This window comes from Lacrimispora sp., from assembly GCF_047605665.1.
Taxonomy (GTDB): Bacteria; Bacillota; Clostridia; order Lachnospirales; family Lachnospiraceae; genus Lacrimispora.
The window spans coordinates 31,029-56,163 of record NZ_JASGFH010000001.1 but is presented as its reverse complement, the minus strand read 5'-3'; the positions used below and the strand labels follow the sequence as shown (position 1 = coordinate 56,163).

General features: G+C 48.7%; 23 protein-coding genes. 18 read left to right on the top strand and 5 right to left on the bottom strand.

All coding sequences use genetic code 11. From position 1 onward, the window contains the following. The first annotated feature begins 90 nt into the window (after positions 1-90). The 11 genes from QM657_RS00320 to QM657_RS00270 all read left to right on the top strand — a co-directional run bounded on the left by QM657_RS00320 (position 91) and on the right by QM657_RS00270 (position 10,739). Positions 91-993, top strand: coding sequence for a sugar phosphate isomerase/epimerase family protein (locus tag QM657_RS00320; RefSeq protein WP_415064533.1), 903 nt, complete (start codon positions 91-93; stop codon positions 991-993). 45 nt (positions 994-1,038) lie between these two features. Further along, on the top strand, positions 1,039-1,998 hold the full coding sequence (locus QM657_RS00315) for a D-2-hydroxyacid dehydrogenase (RefSeq protein WP_415064532.1): 960 nt from the start codon (positions 1,039-1,041) through the stop codon (positions 1,996-1,998). A gap of 134 nt (positions 1,999-2,132) precedes the next feature. Beyond that, positions 2,133-3,146, top strand: coding sequence for a putative heme d1 biosynthesis radical SAM protein NirJ2 (nirJ2, locus tag QM657_RS00310; protein WP_415064531.1), 1,014 nt, complete (start codon positions 2,133-2,135; stop codon positions 3,144-3,146). Further along, on the top strand, positions 3,143-4,090 hold the full coding sequence (locus tag QM657_RS00305; RefSeq protein ID WP_415064530.1) for an ABC transporter substrate-binding protein: 948 nt from the start codon (positions 3,143-3,145) through the stop codon (positions 4,088-4,090). The genes nirJ2 and QM657_RS00305 overlap by 4 nt, the downstream gene beginning before the upstream one ends. Next, positions 4,074-5,069 (top strand): FecCD family ABC transporter permease, encoded by a 996-nt coding sequence (locus tag QM657_RS00300; protein ID WP_415064529.1) that lies wholly within the window; start codon positions 4,074-4,076, stop codon positions 5,067-5,069. The genes QM657_RS00305 and QM657_RS00300 overlap by 17 nt, the downstream gene beginning before the upstream one ends. A gap of 9 nt (positions 5,070-5,078) precedes the next feature. After that, positions 5,079-5,843 carry an ABC transporter ATP-binding protein gene (locus QM657_RS00295; RefSeq protein ID WP_415064528.1) on the top strand — a complete coding sequence of 255 codons (765 nt, stop codon included), beginning with the start codon at positions 5,079-5,081 and terminating at the stop codon, positions 5,841-5,843. A gap of 123 nt (positions 5,844-5,966) precedes the next feature. Further along, entirely contained in the window at positions 5,967-6,137 is a 171-nt protein-coding gene (locus QM657_RS00290; RefSeq protein WP_415064527.1) for an antitoxin VbhA family protein, read from the top strand. 10 nt (positions 6,138-6,147) lie between these two features. Continuing rightward, positions 6,148-6,927, top strand: coding sequence for a Fic/DOC family protein (locus QM657_RS00285; RefSeq protein WP_415064526.1), 780 nt, complete (start codon positions 6,148-6,150; stop codon positions 6,925-6,927). Between the two features lie 205 nt (positions 6,928-7,132). Beyond that, positions 7,133-7,696 (top strand): TetR/AcrR family transcriptional regulator, encoded by a 564-nt coding sequence (locus QM657_RS00280; protein WP_415064525.1) that lies wholly within the window; start codon positions 7,133-7,135, stop codon positions 7,694-7,696. Positions 7,697-7,812: 116 nt separating this feature from the next. Further along, positions 7,813-10,221 (top strand): endopeptidase La, encoded by a 2,409-nt coding sequence (gene lon, locus QM657_RS00275; protein WP_415064524.1) that lies wholly within the window; start codon positions 7,813-7,815, stop codon positions 10,219-10,221. A gap of 113 nt (positions 10,222-10,334) precedes the next feature. Then, entirely contained in the window at positions 10,335-10,739 is a 405-nt protein-coding gene (locus QM657_RS00270) for a VOC family protein (RefSeq protein ID WP_415064523.1), read from the top strand. Positions 10,740-10,846: 107 nt separating this feature from the next. On the opposite strand, the gene QM657_RS00265 is transcribed toward QM657_RS00270, so the two are convergent. From QM657_RS00265 to QM657_RS00245, 5 genes are all read right to left on the bottom strand, one after another. Beyond that, complete coding sequence (locus tag QM657_RS00265) at positions 10,847-12,469, bottom strand: recombinase family protein (RefSeq protein ID WP_415064522.1); 1,623 nt, start codon at positions 12,467-12,469, stop codon at positions 10,847-10,849. 100 nt (positions 12,470-12,569) lie between these two features. Next, entirely contained in the window at positions 12,570-12,743 is a 174-nt protein-coding gene (locus QM657_RS00260) for a hypothetical protein (RefSeq protein ID WP_415064521.1), read from the bottom strand. A 79-nt stretch (positions 12,744-12,822) separates the two neighbouring features. Then, positions 12,823-13,308 carry a hypothetical protein gene (locus QM657_RS00255; RefSeq protein WP_415064520.1) on the bottom strand — a complete coding sequence of 162 codons (486 nt, stop codon included), beginning with the start codon at positions 13,306-13,308 and terminating at the stop codon, positions 12,823-12,825. A 507-nt stretch (positions 13,309-13,815) separates the two neighbouring features. After that, positions 13,816-15,087 (bottom strand): sensor histidine kinase, encoded by a 1,272-nt coding sequence (locus QM657_RS00250; RefSeq protein ID WP_415064519.1) that lies wholly within the window; start codon positions 15,085-15,087, stop codon positions 13,816-13,818. A 1-nt stretch (position 15,088) separates the two neighbouring features. Further along, positions 15,089-15,817: a LytR/AlgR family response regulator transcription factor gene (locus tag QM657_RS00245; RefSeq protein WP_415064518.1), complete on the bottom strand. Its 729-nt coding sequence runs from the start codon at positions 15,815-15,817 to the stop codon at positions 15,089-15,091. 359 nt (positions 15,818-16,176) lie between these two features. On the opposite strand from QM657_RS00245, the gene QM657_RS00240 reads away from it, so the two are divergent. The 7 genes from QM657_RS00240 (at position 16,177) to QM657_RS00210 (ending at position 25,058) form a co-directional block, all read left to right on the top strand. Further along, positions 16,177-16,434, top strand: coding sequence for a hypothetical protein (locus QM657_RS00240; protein ID WP_415064517.1), 258 nt, complete (start codon positions 16,177-16,179; stop codon positions 16,432-16,434). A 102-nt stretch (positions 16,435-16,536) separates the two neighbouring features. Further along, a complete protein-coding gene (locus QM657_RS00235; RefSeq protein WP_415064516.1) occupies positions 16,537-17,091 on the top strand; it encodes a LemA family protein in 555 nt (184 codons plus the stop codon). 8 nt (positions 17,092-17,099) lie between these two features. Beyond that, positions 17,100-18,782 carry a DUF2207 family protein gene (locus QM657_RS00230; protein WP_415064515.1) on the top strand — a complete coding sequence of 561 codons (1,683 nt, stop codon included), beginning with the start codon at positions 17,100-17,102 and terminating at the stop codon, positions 18,780-18,782. 24 nt (positions 18,783-18,806) lie between these two features. Beyond that, on the top strand, positions 18,807-19,715 hold the full coding sequence (locus tag QM657_RS00225; protein ID WP_415064514.1) for a DUF4428 domain-containing protein: 909 nt from the start codon (positions 18,807-18,809) through the stop codon (positions 19,713-19,715). Next, complete coding sequence (locus tag QM657_RS00220; protein ID WP_242854345.1) at positions 19,705-19,932, top strand: hypothetical protein; 228 nt, start codon at positions 19,705-19,707, stop codon at positions 19,930-19,932. Before QM657_RS00225 ends, QM657_RS00220 begins: the two co-directional genes overlap by 11 nt. After that, on the top strand, positions 19,929-24,800 hold the full coding sequence (locus tag QM657_RS00215) for an S-layer homology domain-containing protein (protein ID WP_415064513.1): 4,872 nt from the start codon (positions 19,929-19,931) through the stop codon (positions 24,798-24,800). Before QM657_RS00220 ends, QM657_RS00215 begins: the two co-directional genes overlap by 4 nt. Then, positions 24,801-25,058 (top strand): LysM peptidoglycan-binding domain-containing protein, encoded by a 258-nt coding sequence (locus QM657_RS00210; RefSeq protein WP_415064512.1) that lies wholly within the window; start codon positions 24,801-24,803, stop codon positions 25,056-25,058. Positions 25,059-25,135: the final 77 nt, after the last annotated feature.

Genomic DNA, 25,135 nt, shown 5'->3' with positions numbered 1-25,135 from the left:
AGCTGCGGCGTTTTTTTATTTGCCGTGGTCTGTGCTCTGTGGTAAAATGGTATTAACAGGAAAGCACGAAAAAACAGGAGGTAGAGACGTATGAAAGACCCGATTCAGAAATATTTTCAGGTGGGAACCATCCAATGGATGAGCCACCCGCCTGTTCAGTACGATATTCTGGATTCTGTAAAAAGAATCGCATGTGATGAATATTTCGGAGCCATTGAGCTGACCCAGATTGCCGATGAGGAGAAGAGAAAACAGGTGAAAAAGATGCTGGAGCAGTCTCATCTTACGGTGTGCTACGGCGCCCAGCCAAGGCTCTTAGGCCCCAAATTAAATCCCAATGACATCGATGAAGAGGGCAGAAAAGCGGCAGAAAAGACTCTCATAGAAGCAATTGACGAAGCTGAGTACCTGGGAGCCAAAGGAATTGCATTTCTGGCAGGAAAGTGGGAGGCGGATACAAAGGATCAGGCCTATGAGCAGCTTTTAAAAACCACCGGAAACTTGTGCGATTATGCCGCCGCAAAAGGGATGATCGTGGAGCTGGAAGTGTTTGATTTTGATATGGACAAGGCGGCCCTCATCGGACCGGCTCCCTATGCGGCGAGATTTGCAGCAGATATGCGGATGAGCCACAATAACTTCGGCTTGATGGTCGATTTATCCCATTTCCCCACCACGTATGAAACCAGCCGGTTTGTAATCCAGACCCTTCGCCCTTACCTCACCCACTTCCATATCGGAAACGCTGTGGTGAAAAAGGATTGTGAAGCTTATGGAGACCAGCACCCCAGATTCGGTTATCCAAACAGCGCCAATGATGTGGAGGAGTTAAGAGACTTCTTTACCGTGTTGAAAGAAGAGGGATTTTTTAACAGCAAAAATCCATACGTCCTTTCCTTTGAAGTGAAGCCATGGACAGGGGAAGACGGAGATATTATCCTGGCCAATACAAAACGGGTCATCAACCGGGCATGGGCACTTTTGGAGGATTAAAATACAAAAAGATGATTTCACATATCAGAATGGGAGGCCGACGAAATGAAGATTGTGGTATTAGACGGTTATACGGAAAATCCTGGGGATTTATCCTGGAACGGAATGGAACAGTTCGGTGAAGTCACAGTATATGACAGAACCCCGGAAGAACGGGTCATTGAACGGATCGGTGATGCAGAGGCAGTTTATACCAACAAGACGCCTTTGAGCAAATCCACTTTGGAAGCGTGTCCCGGTATCAAATATATCGGTGTGCTTGCCACCGGCTACAACGTGGTGGATATTGAGGCGGCAAAGGAACGGGGCATTCCGGTGTCCAACATTCCTTCCTATGGGACGGAAGCTGTCGCTCAGTTTACCATCGCGCTGCTGCTGGAGCTCTGCCACCGTATCGGAGATCATTCCCGGTCCGTTATGGAAGGGGACTGGACGAGAAGTGAGGATTTCTGCTATTGGAATTACCCCCTTACGGAACTGGCTGGAAAGACCATGGGAATCATCGGATTTGGAAGAATTGGGCAGGCAGTGTCTAAGATTGCCCAGGCTTTGGGAATGAAGATTCTGGCTTACTCCAGAACCAGGGAAGAAAGCCTGGAAACGGAAACCTGCCATTATGCAGAGCTTAATGAGCTTCTGGCAAATTCTGACGTGATTTCCCTCCATTGCCCCCTTCACCCGGATACCCAGGGCATGATCAATAAAGAGACCATTGCCAGGATGAAGGATCATGTCATGATTCTCAACAGCTCCAGAGGCCCTTTGATTGTGGAAGAGGATTTAAAGGAGGCATTAAACAGCGGCAAGGTGGGCGGAGCAGCCGTTGATGTTGTCTCTGTGGAGCCGATGAAAGAGGACAATCCCCTGCTGCAGGCCAAAAACTGCATCATCACCCCTCACATTGCCTGGGCTCCCAAGGAAACGAGGCAAAGGCTGATGGATATTGCAGTGGATAACTTAAGGGCTTATGCCAAGGGCTGTCCCCAGAATGTTGTAAATAAGTGAATGAACTGAAAATTCAGCAGAAAACCGGAACTTATTTTCAGGATGCCGGTAAAAATAAAATGTTTGTGGAATGAAAAGGGATTGTTGCAATTATGATGAAATAAAGTGACTTTTGACCGGAAGAGGAGAGGCATATGATCGTTTCATGGATGACAACAAACCAGTGCAATCTTAAGTGCAAGCATTGCTATCAGGATGCAGGCAGCAAAAAAACGGATGAACTGACCACGGAGGAAGCAAAAAAACTGATTGATGAGATTGCTGCGGCGGGATTTCGCATTATGATATTCAGCGGAGGGGAACCGTTAATGAGACCGGATATTTACACTCTGGTATCGTATGCGTCCGGGAGAGGACTCAGGCCCGTTTTCGGCACCAATGGAATGCTGATCACGGAAGAGGCGGCTAAAAAGCTGAAGGAGTGCGGGGCCGCGTCTATGGGGATCAGTCTTGACAGTCTGGATGAAGAAAAGCATAACCAGTTCAGAGGGGATGAAAATGCATACCGTCTGACTCTTAGAGGAATTGAAAACTGTAAAAAAGCCGGCCTGCCTTTTCAGATTCATACGACCATCATGGACTGGAATCAGGAGGAGGTCAGCCATATCATTGATTTTGCCGTGAGGGCAGGAGCCGTTGCCAGCTACCTGTTTTTCCTGATTCCCGTTGGCAGGGGAATATATCTGGAAGAAACCTCTTTGGAAGTGATGGAGTATGAAAGGCTTTTGCAGACCATTATGGCGAAGCAGAAAGAGGTTCCCATTGATATCAAGCCTACCTGCGCCCCCCAGTTTACGAGAGTGGCAAAGGAGATGGAGGTGGACACCCGTTTTACCAGAGGCTGCCTTGCAGGGCTTTCTTACTGCGTGATAAGCCCTGTGGGAAAGGTCCGCCCCTGTGCCTATATGGTTGAGGAAGCAGGGGACGTCCGTGAGGAAGCCTTTGACAGGATATGGAAGACCAGCAGCCTGTTTGAAAACCTGCGCACCCAGGATTACAAGGGGACATGCCGGGAATGCGCTTATGGGAAAGCCTGCGGAGGCTGCCGGGCCAGGGCGGGATATTACCATGAAGGCGATTATATGGCGGAGGACAGTTACTGCGCTTACGGAAAACAATTATTGGAAAAAGGAGCCCTGCCCAATTGAAGATAAAAATAATGGCTTATGCAGTGATGCTTTTCGTGGTGTTAAACGGGCTTGCAGGATGCGGAAAAAAGGCGGCAGAATCAGTTTCCGCATCCCCGGAAGGATACCGGTTTACCGATGCCCTGGGCCAGGAAGTGACGGTTCAAAATCCTGAGCGTGTGGTGGCCTTGATGGGAAGCTTTGCAGAAATCTGGCTGTCAGCCGGAGGCACTCTGACAGGCGTTACAGATGATGCTTTTGAGGAAAGAGGGCTGGAGCTTTCAAAGGAAATTGTTTCTGTAGGGAAGTTCAACAGCCCCAGTATGGAAAAAATCATAGCCTTAAATCCGGACCTGGTTTTGCTGTCCTCAGAGACAAAAGAGCATGCAGCCCTTAAGGAAGTTTTTAAACAGGCAGGCATCCCGGCGGCTTATTTTAAGGTAACCCACTTTGAAGATTATCTTTCCATGCTTAAAACCTGTACGGAAATAACGGGAAAGCCTGAGCTGTATGAGAAAAACGGGCTGGATGCGGAAGCGGAGATCAAAGAAATTCTTTCCGGCTCAAAGCCTCAGACAACGCCCTCTGTTTTGCTTCTCATTACCTATTCCGGCGGAGCAGCGGGCCAGAATTCCAAGACCATGACGGGAAAAATGCTGAAGGATTTAGGGTGCCGAAACATCGCTGACGAGAATCAAAGCCTACTGAAGGAATTTAACATGGAAAGCATTGTGAAGGAAGACCCGGATTATATCTTTGTGATTCCCATGGGAAATGACGATGATCTTGCAAGGAAGAATTTAAAGGAAACCATAGAAAAAAATCCGGCGTGGAGCGGTCTCACCGCCGTGAAAGGCGGCCGCTATATCCTTTTGCCGAAAGAAAAGTTTCTGTATAAACCAAATGGAAAATGGGCAGAAAGCTATACATACCTTTGGGAGATTCTCTATGGAACGAACGAATAAAGCCAGGCTTTTCATTATCCTTTTATCAGCCGCAGGGCTGGCGGCTTCTGTTTTGCTGGGATTGTGCCTGGGAGCCAGTAATATCCGGCCTTCTGTACTGGTTGCAACCCTCTTTACAGGTGACCCTGATGACTCCCTATACCGGATACTTTTCACAGTGCGCCTACCCAGAGTGATGGGGGCTTTGCTTTCAGGAAGCGCCCTTGCGGTATCCGGCGCTGTGATACAGTCTGTTCTGAACAATCCTCTGGCGAGTCCCAATGTCATAGGAGTCAATGCAGGGGCAGGGCTGATGGTTTTGCTGGCTTCTGCCTTTCTTCCGGCGGCTCCTCTGCTGTTGCCTTTGGCGGCATTTTCCGGCGCGCTTTTGGCCTGTATGCTGGTTCTGGCAATCACCATGTTTGCGCGGATGTCGAGAGTTTTGCTGGTTTTGACAGGCTTTGTGGTCAACAGCATTTTCAGTGCGGGAATGAATACAATTATGATTCTGTATCCCGATGCGTATGTAGGTGCCGGAAATTTTCTCGTGGGAGGGCTTTCGGCAGCCACTTCCGGCGCTCTTTTGTATCCCGCAGTTTTTATTGGAGCCGGGCTCATTCTGGCTTTGTTCAGTTCTAAGGGACTTAATATTTTAAACCTTGGGGCGGACAGCGCAAGAGCATTGGGCATGAATGTAAATGCATGCCGCTGTATTTACTTAACCATTGCAGCCATACTGGCGGGGGCAGCAGTCAGCTTTGCAGGAATGATCGGCTTTGTGGGCCTTTTGATTCCCCATGGGGTGAAACTGATCATAGGGCAGGATAACCGGTTTGTCATTCCGGCCAGCGCTCTGGCGGGAGGCGTGTTCGTTATTTTATGCGATCTTCTGGCGAGAACCGTGTTTCTTCCGTATGAGCTTCCGGTGGGCATTCTGATGTCATTTCTGGGAGGTCCGTTCTTTCTTTATCTGATTTTTAAAAACAGGCAAAAGGGGTGAGGGAAAATTATGATCAGGCTGGAGGGTGTGACTTATTCCTACAGTAAGCAGCCGCTGATTCAGGAAATGGATTTAAGCTTTGAGAAGGGGAAGATAACCACCATCATCGGACCCAATGGCTGCGGAAAGAGTACTGTGTTAAAGTTGGCTTCCCGGCTTTTGCATCCCAATAAGGGAAAGGTGTTTTTAGAAGAGAAAGAGATCGGCGGCATGAAGAGGAAGGAACTTGCCAAAAAGGTGTCCGTGCTGCTGCAAAGCGGTTACATACCTGATATGGCGGTGGAGGATGCGGTGATGTCGGGAAGATATCCTCATCAATCCCCCATCAGCATCTCCTCTGCCGAGGATAAACGCTTGACGGAATATGCCATGGAAGTGACCTGCTGTCAGTCTCTCCGGAAAAAAAGCCTGCGCCAGTTATCGGGGGGAGAGCGCCAGCGGGTTTTTCTCGCAATGGTGCTGGCTCAGGATACTCCGGTTATCTTTCTCGATGAACCGACCACTTATCTGGATATCAATGTTTCCTATGAAATCATGGAACTGATCAGCCATTTAAATAAAGACCTTGGAAAGACCGTTGTTCTCGTTCTCCATGATCTCAATCTGGCTTTGAATTATTCAGACCGTCTGGCTGTGATGGAAAAGGGGAGGGTGGCCGCTTATGAGGACGCATCCAGCCCTGAGATTCATCGCTGCATCAGTGATATCTTTCAAGTGGATATCCGGCGGTTGACGGAGAATGGAAAGTCTTATTACTATTCCTTTAAAATATAAAAGCATATTCATATGATAGGGACAGATTTTATGCTCATGTGAAATATGCATGAACAGGTGGCTATAAAGAATGCTTTGTGGTATACTATCGCTATAACATTTAAGCAAAGGAGATGAGTTCCGATGTTGGTAAAAGCAGATAAAAAATGGGATTATGCCCTTGGTATGATTAAAGTGGATGGTCTGGAGCCTACCCCTGAAATGAAAGAATTGATTAGCAAGGAAAAGCAGGGAGAAATTTCTATGGAAGAAGTGAAAAAGGCACTTGACCGTAAATATAAAATGAAACGGTAGGAAAATATAGATGCGGGACCCTTATTTGTATCCGAATTCAGAAGTATTGAAAAATCTGGCAGATATCCATGATGAACAGACTTTGAAGGACATGGAAGCAGATTATACGTTATATCGGCTTTCTGAAGTTGTAACGGAGGCTGATTGGAGAAAGTTTGATTTTGATTCACTATGTAAAATGCATTATCATATATTTCAGGATATATATGAGTGGGCTGGAAAACCGCGAATAATCAATACGGAAAAGGCAGAAGTGGTTTTGGGTGAACTGTCTATAGAATATTCGGATTGTTATGATATTGAAAGAGATGCGAATCAGGTTCTGTCTGAAATGAATCAGTTTGATTGGAAGGCGGCAGAATTTGCCAAGGCAGCGGAAGCCTTTGCCGATTATATGGCAAGACTTTGGAAAGTACATCCTTATCGTGAAGGAAATACTCGTACAATTGTTACTTTCTGTTCTATGTTTATTGAATCGCAAGGACTTTATATTGAAAGCGATTTATTTAAAGACAATGCATCCTATATGAGAGATGCATTGGTAGCTGCAAATGCAATTTTTAATGATTTGGGTGATTTACGCAAACCCGAATATTTATACCAGATTGTCCAGGATGCGCTAGAACAAGGGCGGGAAATGCGTGAATATATTGAAAGGCAGTTCCAGGAAGCGGGAATACCAATTTCAGAGGAAAAAATTCATAAAATTGTATTTTGGAATCGAAAAGAGAAGGAAGAGCATACGGTAAAAGAAATAAAAAAGTATCTGGAAAGCGAGATAGAGGATTGAATTTGAAGACTTTCAGGCTTATTTTAGAAAGCTTTTCTTTAGGAATAAACTATAAAAAAAATATGAAGAGGGATGTATCCAAAGTATGGATATATCCTTCCTTTTTTCAGAGGAGAAGAATACGGTCAAATACAAACTTTCGTCACAAAAAATATATTGACAATAAATGAATGATCGTTTATTATAAAGGCATAGAGGTGATGTCATGAGAAAAAAAGACGACGAAAAGGCGAGAAGCATTAAAGAAGCAGTCATTAAGCTGATCCTGCAGGAGGGCTTTCACGGCACCTCTGTCTCTAAAATTGCCAGACTGGCAGGGGTTTCGCCGGCAACGGTGTATATCTATTTTGAGAATAAGGAAGATATGCTCCATGACATTTACTCGGAATATTCAGAGGAAATCTATGATTACCTGCTGGAGTGCATAAACCGGGAGATGGAAGGGCGCAAGCAGATTGAACTGCTGATTCGCAGTTACTACAACTATATATCAGAGAACAGGGACGTATTCAGCTTTGTGGAGCAGTTTTCCAACTGTCCCTCTTTAGCCAATAACTGTTCCGGAAAAAAGGGTGTCTGTAATATCTACGATTTGATGACAGACATGAAGAGGAGCCGCATCATAAAGAATTATCAGGAAGATAATTTACTGGCGATCATGTTTCAGCCGGTAAAAGTCATTGCCATTGATAACTGCAAAACCGAAGAACAGAAGGCAGACCTTTTGCAGGAAATGATTCAGATTATTCAAGATGCAATATTGTTATAGTTTTTTTAACAGGCGGGATTCTTTTGTAAAGCTGTTTTTACGAAAAGTCTCGCAAAAAAACAAAACATAATTAAACGAACATTCACTTTTAAAATATGCACAGAAAGGATAAAACCATGATGAATAACTATGAGAGCAAAACAGGAATCGTTTTTCCCGTATCAAATAAAGTTGTACTTCCCCATACCGATGCCATGTTTCTTTTTGACCCGGTAAATAACAGCCAGATTCAGCACTTAGAAGACGGCGAAACCGTAAAAATTGCCCTTCCTGTACACAGCAACAGCGGCGGCAGTCTGAAAGCATCAGATTTTCATAAAGTCGGTGTGATCTTTGCAGTGAGCGGTGCAGAGCTTACGGAAAAAGGCGCCAAGGTGGCTGCAAGGATTTTTGACCGTGTGGAAATAGGAGAAATCCGGACGGAAGGCGGCGTCACATACGCCCAGTACCGGCTCAGCCCGGATCAGGAGGACTTAGATGAAAAGAGCCGGGAGGAAATCCTTGGCTACATTAAAAATATCACCAGTGAGATCAGTGCAAAATTCACAGGCGGAGACCAGTATCAGAAAGTGGTCAACGGTTTTCATGACATAAATTCTCTCATATCCTACTTATCCCAGTTCACCCAGATACCGGCTCAGGAAAAATATGAGCTACTGGAAATCAGCTCCTTAAAAGAACGGAGCCTGCGCTTTATGGATTATCTCTTAAAGCAGAAGGAAATGATTGAGCTGCAGATGGAGATATCCGAGAAGTTTTCAGAAAAGGCCAACAAGAATTACCGGGAAACCGTGCTCAGAGAGCAGTTAAAGGCCATTCAGGATGAGTTGAACGAGGGCAGAGAAGGCGGCAAAAAAGACGTCGATTACCTGACCAGAATTGAAGAGGCCGGCATGCCTGATGAGATCAGGGAAGCCGCTTTGGAAGAACTGGATAAATTAAATGAACAGGAATCCAACAGGCCCGAATATAACATCATCCGCAACTACTTAGACCTTCTCGTCCAGCTTCCCTGGAAAAAGGAAGGGGCGAAGTCCATTGACTTGGAAAACGCCAGAAGGATTTTAGACGACCAGCATTACGGCCTGAAAAAGGTAAAGGACAGGATCATTCAGCATCTGGCTGTTATGCAGTTAAATAAGAACAAAAAAGGCTCCATCCTGCTTCTTGTAGGACCTCCCGGAACAGGTAAGACCAGCTTAGGAAAGAGCATTGCAGAAGCCCTTGACAGAAAATATATCCGTTTAAGCCTGGGCGGTGTCCGGGATGAATCTGAAATCAGAGGCCACCGGAGAACGTATGTAGGGGCTATGCCGGGAAGGATCATCCAGAGCATGAAAAAGGCCGGGGCGACCAACCCTGTTATGATTTTAGATGAAGTGGATAAGCTGATGTCCGGCGGTTTCAGCGGAGACCCTGCCAGCGCCCTGTTAGAGGTACTGGACCCGGAGCAGAACAACACATTTACCGATCATTACTTAGACCTTCCTTACGATTTATCCGATGTCTTCTTTGTGGCAACGGCCAACTCCCTGGATACCATCCCAGGCCCGCTCTTAGACCGTATGGAGGTCATTCAGATATCCAGCTATACGTCAGATGAAAAATTCCACATCGGAAAGAATCATTTGATTCCGGCTGTTTTGGAAGAGCATGGCTTAAAGCAGGAGCAGATTGTGATTGATGACCAGATACTGCAAAAGATCATCAGCGACTATACCCTGGAAGCAGGCGTGCGGGGACTGAAAAAGCAGTTGGCAAGCATAGCCAGAGTGACCACAGAAAAGATCGTCTCCAATAAAGCAGAGCTGCCTTATGAAATCCGTGAGGAAGATTTGGAGGATATCCTTGGAAGAAAGGTATCCCGTCACGACAAGGCACAGCTTGACAATCCTCCGGGAGTGGTGACAGGCTTAGCCTGGACTCCGGTAGGCGGAGAAATCCTCTTTATAGAGGCAACCCATATGCCTGGAAACGGAGCCATTATGCTGACTGGAAAGCTGGGAGACGTGATGAAGGAATCAGCCAGAATCTCGCTGAGCCTCTTAAAATCCAGACTTCCTTTAAATGCCTTTGATTTTAAAGAAAGAGACCTTCATATCCACGTTCCGTCAGGAGCAGTTCCAAAGGATGGCCCGTCAGCGGGAATCGCATTGTTTACAGCGCTGGCTTCTCTGGTCACAGGCAGCAAGGTGGACCCCAAGCTGGCCATGACAGGCGAACTCACTTTAAGGGGAGCCGTACTTCCAATCGGCGGCCTGAAAGAAAAACTGCTGGCAGCCCAGAGAGCCGGAATCAACCGTGTTCTCATTCCAAGGGACAATGTCAGTGACTTAAAAGACGTTCCCGACGAAGTGAAAGACCAGCTTACCATTATTCCGGTAGAAACCATTGAAGATGTGCTGAAAGAGTCTTTAGGCATTTTCCTTCCCAGGATTGAACACGTGCTCATGCAAAACAGCGGCAACGGGCGGCTTTTGGAAGGGCCTGACCCATCATACATGAGTATGAAAGGAAATGCTTGACAAAGGGAATGATCTTATGTCAAGATAGGAAGACACCCTCCTGGCTGCCGGTATAAATCCGGAAAAGGGAGTGATACTATGGGTGAAATCGAAAAAAGGAGTTCAAAAAACTTATGATCAAGCCATACATCTTTTTTAACGGCAATTGTGAAGAGGCGTTCCAGCTATATGCAAATGCCTTTGACGGAGAAATAATCCACATGCAGAAATACGGTGAAATGCCGCCAAACCTTGATTTCCCCATTTCAGAGGAAGAGAAGAATTTTGTACTGCATGCTCAGGTGAGTTTAAAGGAAGCAGGAGTCTTAATGGGAGCTGATGTTGCAAGGCCCCTGGAAGTGGGAACAAACATCAATTTCAGCCTTGAAATGACCTCGGAAGAAGCCGCTAAAAAAGCATGGGACCTTCTGAAAGAAGGAGGCCAGGTGCTGATGGAGCTGGAACCCTCATTTTTTGCAAAGTTACACGGTTCTCTTCAAGATAAATATGGAATAATCTGGCTGTTTTCCGTATCATAGCCAGGATTTAAAAACGGGGGCAGTAAGAATGGCCCCTGCCAATAAGGATGTTTTCCTTTTTTGAGATTTGCCGTAGGATTTTGAAGTTCTACGGCTTTTCTCATGCCCTAAACTCTTCCAACAAAGTTGAAATAGACATCAACCTGCTGGGTGTAGTTTTTCTTCTTCCAACGCTCGGAACGCTCATGCACCACAATTTTTTCGATAAACTCCCGCACGATTTCAGGCGTCAATGCCTGAATATCGGTGTACCTGTCTACAACCGCCATGAAGCGGTCGGCGTTCAGCATGGTGTCCTTCCCATCGCTGATTTCCTGCTCCAGCTTGCCGGACAGGGTGAGCAACTCCTGCTTTTCGGATTCATAGCCGCCAGTCAGCGTCTTAAACTGCACTTCGGACAGATTTTTAAGTGCCAACTGCTCAAAGGCTTTGCGGAACAGCTTATCCAAGTCGGCAAGGCGCTTTTGAGCTTTTTCCAGTTCCCTTGCTTTAGAGGACAGCTCACGCTTTAACTGGCTTTGGTGCTTATCTATTGCCCTCTGTAAGAATTGCTCCGTATGCACCTTAGCCTCCGCTGTCACCCGCTGGATTTCCGACAGTACAATCTGATGCAGCGCCATGACCTTGACGGTGTGGGGCGTACATTCAGCCTTGTGCTTGTGGTATCTGCCACAAGTGTAAGTATACTGTTCCTCGTTCCAGTTTCCGCAGCGGCATAAGTAGTGCTTTGTCGCGCAGGTTTCGCACTCCACCAAGCCGAAAAGCATATCCTGTTCGCCCATCTTGTTGGGTCTGCGCTTGCCCTGCCTTACTTTTTGCACGATGTCCCATGTTTCTCGGTTAATGAGCGGTTCGTGGGCATTCTTAAACCGCAGCCACTTTTCCGGCGGGTTGTCCTTGGACTTTTTGCTCTTGAAAGAGGGTATATAGGAACGACAGTTTACGGTTGTTCCGATGTATTCCTCATGCTCCAAAATCCCGCTGACCGTTTTCTGGCTCCACCCATAGGGTTTATCCGTGTTTAGGAAAATGTGATTTGTTCCCTCCGTCCGATAGGCGTAGGCGGTGGGCGTAAGCACCTGTTCCTCTCGCAGAATCCGTGCAATCTTGCTGGGACCTAAGCCGCTGGCACACAGGGAGAAGATGCGCCGAACAATGGGGGCGGTGTCCTCATTGGGGACAATCCGTTTCGGATTATTGGGGTCTTTCTGGTAGCCGTAGGGCGGTTTTGAACCAATCCGTTCCCCACGCTTTGCCGCCGCCATCTTCACCGCCTTGATTTTCTTGCTGGTGTCACGGGCGTGCCACTCGTTGAATAAGTCACGGATGGCAAGGCTTTCGTCCACCCCCCTATCCGTGTCCACGGAATCATTGATGGCGATGTACCGCACCCCGTAGTCAGGGAATTTCTCCTCAATGAGATAGCCCATGAAAAGACGGTTTCTGCCAAGCCTTGAATGGTCTTTGACAATGATAGTGGACACATTCCCGGCTTCCACTTTGGCCATCATGTCGTTGTAGCCGGGGCGGTCAAAGCTGACCCCCGAATACCCATCGTCCGCCCATACCTTTGGGTTGGGAAAACCATTCTTTTCGGCATACTCCCTCAATATCTGCTTTTGATGCTGGATACTGCCGGACTCGCCCGCAAGCTCGTCCTCTTGGCTTAAACGGCAGTAAAGAGCCGTGATCGTGCCACCGGCGGCTCGCCGGTCGTTTTGCTGTAACATTCAATACTCCTTTCTTCCTTACAGCCAAAACGATTCCGAATAAATTGTATGAATCCATTTTACCCGGAATCGCTCTGCGCGTCCAGACAAAATCGACTCTCTATGCTGTTTCTATCTCTTTTTCAATTAAACGGGCTACCTTGTCCGCAGCAGTCAGTTTGCTCTGCTCTTTGTAGTATGCGGTCACAAGGTAAATCGCCCCGCCGATTTCAAATTTACGCTTCTCTTTGTCGCCTTCGGCAATCGCAATGTTCGATTGACCAAGGCTTTTCATGCGCTCCCTCCCTTCAAAAAGGAATTAAATTGTTTGATATATTTTAAGCCCCTATGGGCGCTTCTTTCGATTTTACGATTTACAGATTGGCTGCTGTCCCGCAGGCGTAGTTACCATCCTGTAAGATTTCATTGATTGTGGAATTGCTCTGCTTCATAAATTCCACGCCCATCCGTCCTGCCTGCTCCGCCATTTGGGCAAAGTCCTCCGCACTGAGATTGCCGGTCAAGTACATCAATACCTTAAGCAGCAGGAAGTATCCGGCAGCGGAGGTCTTACCGCTTTTGCGCTGGGGATTCTCAAACTTTTGGAGCGTTTCCTCCAGTTGTCCCGCCACCAGATGCTGAATGTCAGCAGGGTGGTAAATCGCCGTCAGCTCCTGCCGGATGATGCTGGCAATCAGGTCGATGTGCTGGGTATTGCCGCTCACTGACAGTCCCTCCCCGATGAAGCGGCGGAGCTGCTCGGCAACGGTAATCTGGTTGAAGGCGGCCAGCCGCTTGATTTGGTCTGCGGTGGTATCGTCTACTTTTACATTGAGTTGGATAGTCGTATAGGGTTTCATTTCACACCTCTTTTCCGGCTGTTAAGCCGACAGTCCACAGGGGTTCCATGATACCCCTCGGATTTCCGTTGCAGGCTTTGCCTGTAGGCTGTTTTTGGCGAATGTGACATTCGCCTATTCCTGCACTCCGGTCTAAAAACTGCGTTTTTATCCGGTGTTTTCTCCTGCCGCAAGCGGCAGGGTGTCGCTGCGCTCCAAAAGCTGAAAACCATGCTTGCACCTCCTTTCGGGGAAAAATATAAAGCCTGACAGAACCGACACGGCAGGCGTCGGATTTGTCAGGCTTTGCTCTATTCGATAATCTTCTTTCGGTACGGCCTTTTCTGCCGTGAATTTATGGTAACAGGTCCGGGGAGCTTTGTCAAGCTGGGGTGGGAATGTCAAAAGTGAAAACTATCAACTTATCCTTATGCAATAGAAAAAATAATAGTGCAAACCATTTTGCAGCCCCCCTTGAACTACTCAAGTGAACTGGTATCAATAGCGGAAAATAAGTTAATTGAAAGATCATGCAGTAGCCTGAAATATAAACCAGCCATCCTTAACCGAAAACTGAAATACACCGCCATGCTTTTCCACGATATGAGCCATGCTTTTTGTGCCAAAGCCATGCCCCTGTTCTTTTGATACTGGAAGCCCTTGTTGAAATATTGGCTCTGCCTGAAAGCTATTGTGCAGATCAATGCACAGCTTATTATTTTTGGAATACATACGCAGCCGGATGATGCGTTTGTTGCTGTCAGGTATCTGTTCACAGGCATGGATAGCATTTTCCAAAGCGTTCGACAAGAGCGAGCAAAGCTCAGTATCGCTAAAGGGAAGCAAATCAGGCAGTTTCGCATCTACTGTCAGCATGATTGACCCTTGTTTTGCTTTCGTAGCAAAAGTGGACAAAATCAGGTTGACGGTTTCGTTTCCACAAAAGCGTGTGGGCGTGATGGCATCCATGTCGGACTGGGCAGTTTGTAGGTACTCTTTGATCCCCTCGATGTGTTCCTTGGAGGCCAGTCCCTGTAAAAGAGCAAAATGGTGGCGCATATCATGCCGGTAGGATGCGGCGTTCTGCTGTAACTGCCGCAGAGAAGCAAACTCTGTCTGCGCCAGTCTAAACTGTGCATCCAGCATATCCTTTTCTCTTTGAAGGCTTGCCTGTTTTTGTGTCTCAGCGTAGTAGAGGATCACAAACACAAAATAGAAAACAGATATTGTTGAGGGCATGAACTGTACCGCCCATTCGGTTCCGCTGTAAAGCACATCGGTGTAGATGGCGGTCACATAGTCAAACAGATAGTAAAAAAGCGGAACTCCGCCTAAAAATAAGCAAGATTTCGTGGACTTCTCCATCAACTGCCGAACAGATCCGGCTACATATCTTTTCAAGAAATAATAGGCCAAAAACACGAATGCTATGTAAAAAATATGGTCTGCAAGCCTGCTTTCTAAAGCGGCTCCTGCAAGGAAACCAAACCAGCGCGGCGCTTGACAGCAAAGATAACCGGAAAGCACGCTGACGGCGGATATGAGCCACGGGCGCTTATAGTATAGGGTGAATATCACAATCAGCGGCAGGTGGATAATCAGCGGATACAGCTTTGATGTCAAATCCAAGCCCAAAAGCCAATAGCTGGCGGTCTGGACAAAAAGAAAAATGACACAGAGCAGGCCGGTGACAAGCCTGTTTTTCTTTGTGGGTTCTATTCCTGCAAAGAGAACGGACACCGTGAGGCCAAAGACCAAAGAAACACCAAATCGTAAGAGCCCAATCACGATTACTGCCATTTTAAGCGCCCCCCTCCATTTGATAATGCAGATATTGCTGCTTCATCTCCTTTGCCTTGCCCTGTGCAACAGGAACAGAGGAAAGAGTCTGCAAGGTAATCTGATGATTTTCAATGGTGTCCACATACTGCATATTCACAAGATAGGAGCGGTGGGGCTTCATAAAACACCCATATTTCATCAGATTATCACAGACAGAGGAAAAGGCTTCGGTACATTCGATAACTTTACCGGAGCGCAGATGATAGAGCACGTTTCTGCCGATGACCTCGGCAAAAGCTAAATTAGAAATCAATATTTTTTGGATACCCTCGTTACTCTTTACAATCAACGCATCCTCTTCTTTTTCCACGTTCATCTGTTCCAGCAGCTCATCAAAGGTGAAGAATAGTTTTTCCTTTGAGATTGGTTTGAGTACATAGTTGATAGCCTTCACCGAATAGCTTTCCAAAGCAAATTCTGGCGATGAGGTAAAAAATAAAATCGGTGCGGTTTTGTCAAAGGTGCGAATTTCCTTTGCCGCATCAATGCCGGTAAAGCTTGGCATCATAATATCCAGACAGTATATATCAAATCGCTTTCCTTTTTCCAATGCCGAAACCAGTTCAAACCCGTTTGGAAAGACGGCGTGTTCACAGTTTAGATGTCTTGATGTTCGATACAGGTCGATGAGCTGTACCATATTGGATAGCTCGTCAATATTGTCGTCACATAACGCAATTTGCAGCATAAGCATTCCTCCGCTTCTCCATAAATCTACTTCTCCAAAATAATTTTACCATAAAAGTCGACAATCTAAAACTATGATTCATGTCGAAAAAATCATGCTTCATGCGACAAGCGGTTTTCTGCGGCAAGATTTTGATAGAGTGAACACATGGGACTTTGCCCTACACACCCCAACAGAAAACGGAGGAGTTAGAAATGAAAAAATTACTGGTACTTATGATGGCGCTTGCCATGACACTGAGCCTTGCAGCCTGCGGCGGCAATGCCGAACCCCCTGCATCCACGCCGGAATCCACCCCCGCCGCTGCGGAACGGAAAGACAACGTAACCCCCGAGCAGGCAGCGGCAATTGTAGACATTATGGCGAAGATGGGCCCGCTGTACGAAGAGGCGGCGGCAGCGGCTACGGCAAACGGCTGGGATCAGGACGAGGAGGCGGTGCAGGAACTGAACGCAGTATATGCCACGATGGACTCCGCAAGAGTTGGACTTGGAGAACTTGACGGATACGGGGACACCAGCACAGAAGGAATTGACGAGGTTGTGGCAATGTATCAGGCTATGTTGGACGAAATGCCCAACATAATCGCCAAGTACAGCGAGCCTTACAGCAACTGACCATCGCCGTTTTATCAAATAGATAAAACATAAAAAATAATCTCATGGCAAAAGCGGATGCGGAACACCCGCATCCGCTTTTGCAAAAAGGAGGAAATGACTATGCTGCCAACTTTCATCACAATCACCGTAATTATTGCGGTTATTGCTCTATGGATTATCTCCACGCAGCGCAGACTGGTAGTGCTGGATGAGAATATCAGCAATGCCATGAGCCAGATCGGGGTGCAGCTTTCCAGCCGCTTTGATGCGCTGACGGCCCTTTTGGATTTGACAAAGGGCTATGCCAAGCACGAAAGCGAAACTCTGATTGAAACAATCAAATCAAGAAGAAGCGTCATCACGGCAAAATCCACGCCGGACGAGGTGATGCGTCAGGAAGGGGTTATTTCCGAAGCCCTTGGCAGGATTTCCATGGTAACGGAGCAGTACCCCGACCTGAAAGCCAATCAAAATTACATCAAAACCATGGACGCGGTGCAGACCTTTGAAAACATGGTTCGCACCAGCCGTCTGATCTATAACGACAGTGTAACAAAGCTGAACCGTGAAATCCGAATGTTTCCAGTCTCCATGGCCGCCGGAATGCTGGGTTTTAGGCAAAGAGACTATCTTGTGGAGCAGGCTGACAAGGCGAATATGCCCTGCATGAAATGAGGTGCCCGATGCGTAAAAAGGTGAGCAGCCTAATTCTATGCTTTGCCTTATTATTTGCCCTCCCTCTCCCGGCTTTTGCGGCAAATCAGGTCGATACCATGGATATTCAGGCGGTCATTTACGAGGACGGCTCCATGTATGTGACACAGGTGTGGGAGGGAGATTTTAACGAGGGAACCGAAAGCTACATTCCCATGAACGCACCCGACTATCTGACCATCAGCCAGCTTATGGTCTCCGACCAAAACGGGAGCTATGAGACGGTTTCGGATTGGAACATTGACTGGAGCTTTAAAGAAAAGGCGAGAAAATGCGGCATCCATGATACGGACAGCGGGTATGAAATCTGCTTTGGCATCAGCCGATATGGACAAAACCGCTATGCGATTGAATATAAGCTGGACAATGCGGTGGGCGGTTACAGCGACAGGGATGGCGTAAACTTCCGATTTGTAAACGATGGGATGAACACCACACCCACCGATGTGAAGGTTGAAATCCGGCTGGCGGACGGCACACCCATCACCGATGAAACCGCCGACATATGGGGTTTTGGCTATGATGGACAGGTGGAATTTTCAGACGGCGCTATTCTGGCCTACACGGAAAGCCCCATTGCTCCCGAAAACCATGTGACGGTACTGTTTTCTCTGGAGAAAGGAATCCTGTCCCCCTCACGGAAAGAACAGGGCAGCTTTGAGGAAGTAAAAGAAACTGCCTTTTCAGGCAGCGATTACGATGATACCGGCGAAGAAGTATCCACATTTGAAGCGATTGTCACGATGCTTTTGTCCATCGGACTTCCCATCGGGTTGATGATTTGGTTTTTCAGAATGAAAAAGAAACGTGCGGAGAAAAAAAGGCAACGATTTGCAGAGCGGTTCGGGTATTTCAGGGACATTCCCAACGACGGCAATCTGAGTGCCACCTATGCGCTGGGACGGCTGTTTGATGTGTGTGAGGACGGTGCGATTCTTTCCACCGGAATGCTGCGGCTGATTCAGCTTGGCTGCCTGTCCCCTGTGGAAACGCAGCAGATCGGTTTGATGGGCAAAACCAAAGAAATAGTGAGCCTGCGGCTGGTGGGCAGCAATCATAGCAGTATGAACGAATATGACGAGTACCTTTATACGGTGCTCGAAAGCGCGGCCGGTTCGGATTCCACTTTACAGGCAAAGGAACTGGAACACTTTGCAAGTCAAAACGACAAACTGCTGCGTGCCTACATACAGAAATGCGAAAACGCAGGCAGAACTTGGCTGAATCAAAAAATCTGCCTGAAACGGTGGGATATGCCCGCAAAGCTGACGGATCTGACGCCAACCGGTGAACAGGCGCTGGGCGAGCTGATGGGGCTGAAACGGTATCTGACGGATTTTTCACTCATTGCCGAGCGCGGCGTCAAGGAAATGCCGATTTGGAGGGAACTGCTGACCTATGCCATGCTGTTTGGCATCGCCGATCAGGTGGCGGAGCAGATGAAAGAGCTGTACCCCCAAATTTCTGCCGAGCTGACCGATTACAGCGGGAGCATGGCGGCCGCCTATTCCTACCACTACTTGCTTTACAGCAATATGAAGCAAGCCGAACAGCGGCGTGAGCAGGAAAAACGCAGCGGAGGCGGCGGATTTGCTTCCCTTGGCGGGGGCGGCGGCTCTATTGGCGGCGGTTCAGGCGGTGGAACAAGATAATGCGAACAAAAGGAGGAACGGGATATGGGCTTATTTTCTAAAAAACCCCCTTGCCCCATCTGCGGCGGCAAGATTCCACTGATTCTGCCATCGAAAATCGAGGGCGAATATATTTGCAACGACTGTTATAGCAAGATTGATATGGGTGCCGACAAGGAAAGCAATCTGACCATGCAGGGCTTTCGGGAGTATCTGACATTCTATGATCAAAACCAAATACTGAAAGGCCAGTTCGTGGTTTCTGAGCGGATTGATTTCGGCCTTTGGGATACTAAAATCATCTTTGATTACCAGAACAAGCTGTTCTGTATGAGCAAAAACCCGGATAAAACCGTGTTTGAAGGAAGGCAATTGAAATCCTTTACCATCAGGGAGGACAGTACCCCTCTGTTTGAGGGGTCAGCGTCAGGCATACGCCGTTATACCAGCACCGTAACCGAGCGGGCTATGGCGATGGCGCCGCAAATCGCACAGTTTGCAGCAAGTAAGCGGATGGCACGAACCCTTGACAGGCTGGACGACGGCAAGGTAAATAACTCCGCACCGGTGCAGTATTTTGATATTCCTGAACCCTTTCAGGCGTTTCACGTGGAGCTGCATTTCGACCACCCCTACTGGACGGTACTCAAATGTGATATGGACGGTCCCCGGTTTAATAACACCCTCCCGGATGTGAACAACTACCTCCGCTCCTATCAGCAAAGTATAGAAGAAATTGAAAAGCTGGTGGCTGCACTTAGGACGGTAGCCTTTTCCGGCGTGGCCGAGCAGTCTGTTGGCCACGGTATGATGGGAATGGGGGCGTTACATACCAACATGGCTCCACCTACCGACGCCATCGAAGAAATCAAAAGATACAAGGCGCTCATGGAGGACGGCGTACTTTCCCAGCAGGAGTTTGAGGCAAAGAAAAAGCAGCTCCTTGGGATTTGAAGAAAATCAGCCTGTCTATGCGGAAGGGGGACATGACATGACTTACGCCTGCGAGGACTGCGGCTTTTTATTCTGCCGGGTGGGAGCGGTAAAGGAATGCCCTTCCTGTGAAAAATCCCATATTCGCCCCGCCACTGAGGAAGAAATCGGGATGCTGGAAAAACTTTTGGAACAAGGAAAAACAAGTTTAGAAATCAAGGAGGGACAGACCTTATGAACAAACGACTATTAAGTATGTTTCTTGCGCTGTGCATGATTGTGACCATGCTGCCGGTATCGGCAATGGCGGAAGAAATACATACGACCATTGGCGGGAGCGGAGAAATTATCAGCTTTGCACCGCTGACAGAAACCAAAAAAGCGGTATCACTCGGAACATCCATTGAGGATTTGGAGTTGCCCGAAACACTGACCGCCACGGTGCGGACAGCCGTGCCTGCCGATGAAAATCCCACACAGGATTCCGGCAGCCCGGAAACGGCAACTCCCACAACGGCCTCCGAGCCTAAATGGAAAGAAACCACCGGGGATATTCCAGTGGAATGGGATTCGCCTGACTACGACCCAAACACCGGGGGCGTTTATGCCTTTACGCCGGTGATTGAAGGCTATACCGTCAGCGCCCCGCTACCGGAAATTAGCGTGACGGTTGGCGCGGCAATGCTGATTGACAAGACGCAGGCGCGGGAAAAGCCAACGTTGACGGCACAGTCGGCAGAAACCCGCGACCTCTACATTGTCCTTGTGGGGGACCGTATGTCCCCGTCCTCCCTTGGGTTTTTGAGCAACGACTGCGGCCTTTCTCCAATCAGCACGGCTGACAGTGACGATTATGCGCCTGATGATGATGGAAACGCAATGGTTAAATCATATCTATACCGAGCCGCTGTCGGCCAAACCATCACTTTTCACTGGGGTTTAGGTGAGGACGGCTTTCGCGGTTTGCTGTACGCATACTATGCGGACGATGACCCCATCCTCGATGCAACATTCGGTGCACAATGGGCTGTTTTGAGGAATTCGGGTCTGATAGGGTTTGCAACTGGCGCTAAACAGCCTATAGGCTTACAATTTGAAGTCGCGTCTCCGCCTGTGCTTTTGGCGCCTGACGCTGTCACCAACTACGACATATGGGTGGGCGGCGTGCAAGTGGCCAGTGATAACAAAGCGGATGTGCTTGGCGCAGCAGATGGTGAGGGAGCAACCGTCACCTATAACAGTGACACAAATACCCTCACACTGAACGGCGCTACTATCAACGGGAGCTATGAGGGGACATGGATTGACAGTACTACATCCGCCTATTACGGCATTTACGCCGACACCGCTCTGAAGATTGAGATGGTGGGAGACAGCACCATCATAGGCAAAAATCTGGCCAACATCGCCAGTATCGGCATCTATACCGGTAGCACGCTGAACCTCTCCGGTAGCGGCAGCTTGTACGTCAGCGGCGGCACAGGAAAATTTAGCGTCGGCATATACAGCGGGGGAAGTATCACAATTGAAGGCAGAAGGGTTACGGCTGTCGGCGCAGCAGCAACCCAGACCTCCATCGGCATAGCCTCTAATGCTGATATAACGATTCACGATGGAGGCGTAGAAGCGTCAGCGAACACTGCCGCAAGCACATCTTGGGGAATGATGGCAACCGACGGTTTCACGATTAACGATGGCGAGGTAACTGCAAGCGGAAAAACAGGCTTGCACACGAACGCAGCAGAAGGCCCCGTCACAATCTCCGGCGGCAAGGTAACTGCAAATGGCTCTCAGGTAGGCATAGCCGGTGTGGTAAGCGTCACAAGCGGCACGACGACGGTCAAAAGTGATACGAAGGCGCTGAACGGCAGCTTAACGACTTCGGGTTATGAGGGGTGCATCGTTACTGCGGGAGCCAATAAAAACGGAGATGGTGCGGGTACGTATAATGCGGCGAATCTCTCAACCTACAAATACATCAAGGTTGAGCCGGGCGCAGTGGGCACAGATGTTGCCCAAATCGGCGCACAAGGCTACCCCACCCTGCAAGCGGCTGTTGATGACGTTACAGAAGGGCAGACAATTACGCTGCTGGATGACATTACCGCGCCCAATACCGGCTCTTTGGCCACCGCAAACCAAAGCATAGCATTTACGGTTGACTTTAACGGATACACAATTACGGCATCCGGTAATTTCCCTGTAATTATTCACAATGGAACAGGTACAATCACTTTGAAAGACAGCGGGGAAAACGGGGGCATACAATCAACCGCAGCGCGGACGATTTATATAAACGGCGGCGCTATTATTATTAATGGCGGCGTATTTTGCACGGGTGGCGCCGGGTCGGATCTTGATACGATATATGTCCGCTCGGGTTCTTCATTAACCATAAACAGCGGCACGATTGCCACTAACGGGACAAGAAACAACGCTGTTTTCGCTGAATCTCTCGCCACCATAAAGATTAACGGAGGAACAATCGATGCCTCGGGTACAGATTCCATAGGCGTATCCAAGTCTATCGGTCATGCCGTTGAAATCGGTGTGGAAAGCGGTTCCGCCACGATTAAAGGCAAATACCGTGCGATGAGTTTGGCTCCGACGCTTGCCGATGGTATGCAGGTCACGGCAAGCACCAACTACAGCGGGAGCTCGACGGTCATTTATAATGCAGGGAATATAAACAACTACAAATACCTACGGTTTGAACCTGCCCCCCCAAAACACTCCATCCCCACCATCCAAATTGACTATGTCAGCGAGGCACTGACGGGTTTTGTGTCAGGCGAACAATACAGTATTAACGGTAGCTCTTCGTTCACGGTACCCGACGGCGATATATTTTCCATCCCTTCACAATTGATGGGAACAAGTGTATCCATTGTCCACAAGGGTGACGGTGCTACCACCTCGGATAGCCCCGCGCAGACACTTGCCATTCCCGCACGCCCTCCCGCGCCGAGCGGCAGCTACTATGAGGTTGAGCATGAAACCACGGCAGGCGCAAACGACGGCAAGCTAAAGGTAACCATCGCGGATTGCGAGTATAGATCCTTGAGCCACTACAGTGGATTTTGGCTGGATATTCCCCAGAATGAATGGAAGGAAAACTTGGCGCCCGGCATATATTATGTGCGCAAAAAGGCGGTCGAAAACAGCTCCTTCGCAAGCGAAAACAGTGCAGCGATTGTCATTAACGCAGGCGTGCCCGCACCCGTACCCAGCCTTTCCGTTGCCGATGTTACCCTTGGCGCCGTTACTGTGGGCTATATGTCGTCCGCCTACAAGTCTGTCGTCATCACCAACAGCGGCGACGCGCAGGCGACCATCGCCAGCGTGACAACTGACCGCCCATCCGTGTTTTCGATACATTCCGGCCAATCCTTTGTTAACGCCAACAGCAGCATCAACTCATGGCAAATAAGGGCTGCAACGGGTCTTGCGGTGGACACATATACCGCCACCATTACCGTCACTTATGACGGCGGACGCACGGCAACGGCAACAGTTTCCATCACCGTAAACGAGCTGGGAAGCCACACCGTCACCTTCAACCCGAACGGCGGCACGGTCAGTGAAGCTTCACGCTCGGTTGCGCCCGGTACGGTGGTAGGAACGCTTCCGATACCGACACGCTCCGGCAGTTACAGCTTTGACGGCTGGTATACGGCGGCAAGCGGTGGAACTCAAATCTCCGCAAGCACAACCGTCAGTGCAAATGTGACCTACTATGCCCATTGGACTTACACCAGCGGCGGTGGCTCTGGAAGTGGCGGCGGCAGCTCCTCAAACGACAACAGCAGCCCTGTCATCGTCACCCCACCCGCACCGGATAAGCCGAATTCACCCACTCAGGGAGAAATCAAGGTTCCCGGCACAGTGGACGGCAAGGGCAATGTCACAGTGAGCATCACTGACAAAACTGTGACTGACGCTTTTAACAAGGCATTGGCTGAGGCCAAGAAAAACGGCACGGAGCAAAATGGCATCACGGTGGTTCTTCGTGTGGATACCGGCAACAAAACCGGCTCCAATGTTACGGTCAATCTGCCAAAGGCCGTGCAGGATACCATCATTGCAAAGAAAATCGTCAACACCATTGTGGTGGTAGACAACCCCGACATCAGAGTCGGTATGGATTTGGCGACCGTACAGGAAATCAATAAGCAGGCAAAATCTGATGTAAATATCACCGCCACCCGCACGAACAGCGGCAAACTAACAGGCGAGGCGAAAAAGGCAATTGGCAGCCGTCCGGTATTTGACCTCAAGGTGAACTACGGCAACGGCAAGGCGGTCAGCAGCTTCGGCGCAGGCAGCGTATCGGTAACCATCCCCTATACCCTCGGCGCAAATGAAAAGGCAGGGAATGTGCAGGCTGTGTATGTGGACAGCAAGGGTAAGGTGCATTGGCTGGTAAACTCGGTCTATGACAGTGTGGAAAAGGTACTGCGCTTCAGCACCGATCATTTTTCCACCTACGGCATCGGCTATAAACAGGCCAACACCGCATTTACTGACATTGCAGGCCATTGGGCAAAGGAAGATATTGAGTTTGTGGCAAGCCGTGGGCTGTTCAGCGGAACTTCTGAAACCAAGTTCAGCCCGAACACCGCCATGACAAGAGGAATGTTCGTCACGGCGCTGGGGAGGCTTGCAAACGCCGATGTGAGAGGCTACGCAAAGAGCAGCTTCAGCGATGTGCAAGACGACGCCTACTATATGGGCTACATTGAGTGGGCAAGCAAAAATAACATTGTAAACGGGGTTGGCAATGGAAAGTTTGCCCCGGATCAGTCCGTCACCCGTGAGCAGATGGCGGTCATTATGAGCAATTATGCCAAGACCATCGGTTATACTCTGCCGAAGGTTCATATCGAAAATATCTTTACAGATAACGCTAAAATCAGTACCTACGCCAAGGAAGCCGTGAAGCAGATGCAAATGGCAGGCGTGATCAGCGGCAAAAACGGCAATCTCTATGATCCGCAGGGTACAGCCACAAGAGCCGAGGTGTCCGCTGTGCTGCGCCTCTTTGTGGAGCTGGTGATCTCCAGCGACACGGCTCAGGGCTGGACAATGAATGATTCCGGCAAATAGATGTACTACGAAAACGGCAAGCCTATCACTGGCGCGAAAGACATCGACGGCTCAACCTATATCTTTGATGGGTACGGCGTGACGGCGGATGTGCCGAAAAACCTGCGGTACACCACCTATATCGTGCAGAAAGGAGATAGCTTCTGGTTCATTGCTCATAAGCTAGGCTGCACCATGAGCGAGCTGGAGCGACTGAACAACAAAAGCCGGTTTTCTCTCATCTATCCCGGAGATGTACTCCGGGTGCCGGAGAAGTAAACAGGAACAACAAATCAATACAGCCATGGGCAAATCCGGTTAAAACAAAGGCAAACACCGGATATGCTCAAAAGGGC

Bases quoted from the DNA above. Each gene is read 5' to 3' on its own strand.
- QM657_RS00250 (WP_415064519.1), bottom strand. From the start codon at position 15,087: ATGGCAGTAATCGTGATTGGGCTCTTACGATTTGGTGTTTCTTTGGTC.
- QM657_RS00230 (WP_415064515.1), top strand. From the start codon at position 17,100: ATGCGTAAAAAGGTGAGCAGCCTAATTCTATGCTTTGCCTTATTATTT.
- QM657_RS00255 (WP_415064520.1), bottom strand. From the start codon at position 13,308: ATGAAACCCTATACGACTATCCAACTCAATGTAAAAGTAGACGATACC.
- QM657_RS00300 (WP_415064529.1), top strand. From the start codon at position 4,074: ATGGAACGAACGAATAAAGCCAGGCTTTTCATTATCCTTTTATCAGCC.
- QM657_RS00215 (WP_415064513.1), top strand. From the start codon at position 19,929: ATGAACAAACGACTATTAAGTATGTTTCTTGCGCTGTGCATGATTGTG.
- QM657_RS00270 (WP_415064523.1), top strand. From the start codon at position 10,335: ATGATCAAGCCATACATCTTTTTTAACGGCAATTGTGAAGAGGCGTTC.
- QM657_RS00210 (WP_415064512.1), top strand. From the start codon at position 24,801: ATGTACTACGAAAACGGCAAGCCTATCACTGGCGCGAAAGACATCGAC.
- QM657_RS00295 (WP_415064528.1), top strand. From the start codon at position 5,079: ATGATCAGGCTGGAGGGTGTGACTTATTCCTACAGTAAGCAGCCGCTG.
- QM657_RS00225 (WP_415064514.1), top strand. From the start codon at position 18,807: ATGGGCTTATTTTCTAAAAAACCCCCTTGCCCCATCTGCGGCGGCAAG.
- QM657_RS00240 (WP_415064517.1), top strand. From the start codon at position 16,177: ATGGCGAAGATGGGCCCGCTGTACGAAGAGGCGGCGGCAGCGGCTACG.
- QM657_RS00235 (WP_415064516.1), top strand. From the start codon at position 16,537: ATGCTGCCAACTTTCATCACAATCACCGTAATTATTGCGGTTATTGCT.
- QM657_RS00260 (WP_415064521.1), bottom strand. From the start codon at position 12,743: ATGAAAAGCCTTGGTCAATCGAACATTGCGATTGCCGAAGGCGACAAA.
- QM657_RS00315 (WP_415064532.1), top strand. From the start codon at position 1,039: ATGAAGATTGTGGTATTAGACGGTTATACGGAAAATCCTGGGGATTTA.
- QM657_RS00245 (WP_415064518.1), bottom strand. From the start codon at position 15,817: ATGCTGCAAATTGCGTTATGTGACGACAATATTGACGAGCTATCCAAT.
- lon (WP_415064524.1), top strand. From the start codon at position 7,813: ATGATGAATAACTATGAGAGCAAAACAGGAATCGTTTTTCCCGTATCA.
- QM657_RS00290 (WP_415064527.1), top strand. From the start codon at position 5,967: ATGTTGGTAAAAGCAGATAAAAAATGGGATTATGCCCTTGGTATGATT.
- QM657_RS00280 (WP_415064525.1), top strand. From the start codon at position 7,133: ATGAGAAAAAAAGACGACGAAAAGGCGAGAAGCATTAAAGAAGCAGTC.
- nirJ2 (WP_415064531.1), top strand. From the start codon at position 2,133: ATGATCGTTTCATGGATGACAACAAACCAGTGCAATCTTAAGTGCAAG.
- QM657_RS00265 (WP_415064522.1), bottom strand. From the start codon at position 12,469: ATGTTACAGCAAAACGACCGGCGAGCCGCCGGTGGCACGATCACGGCT.
- QM657_RS00320 (WP_415064533.1), top strand. From the start codon at position 91: ATGAAAGACCCGATTCAGAAATATTTTCAGGTGGGAACCATCCAATGG.
- QM657_RS00285 (WP_415064526.1), top strand. From the start codon at position 6,148: ATGCGGGACCCTTATTTGTATCCGAATTCAGAAGTATTGAAAAATCTG.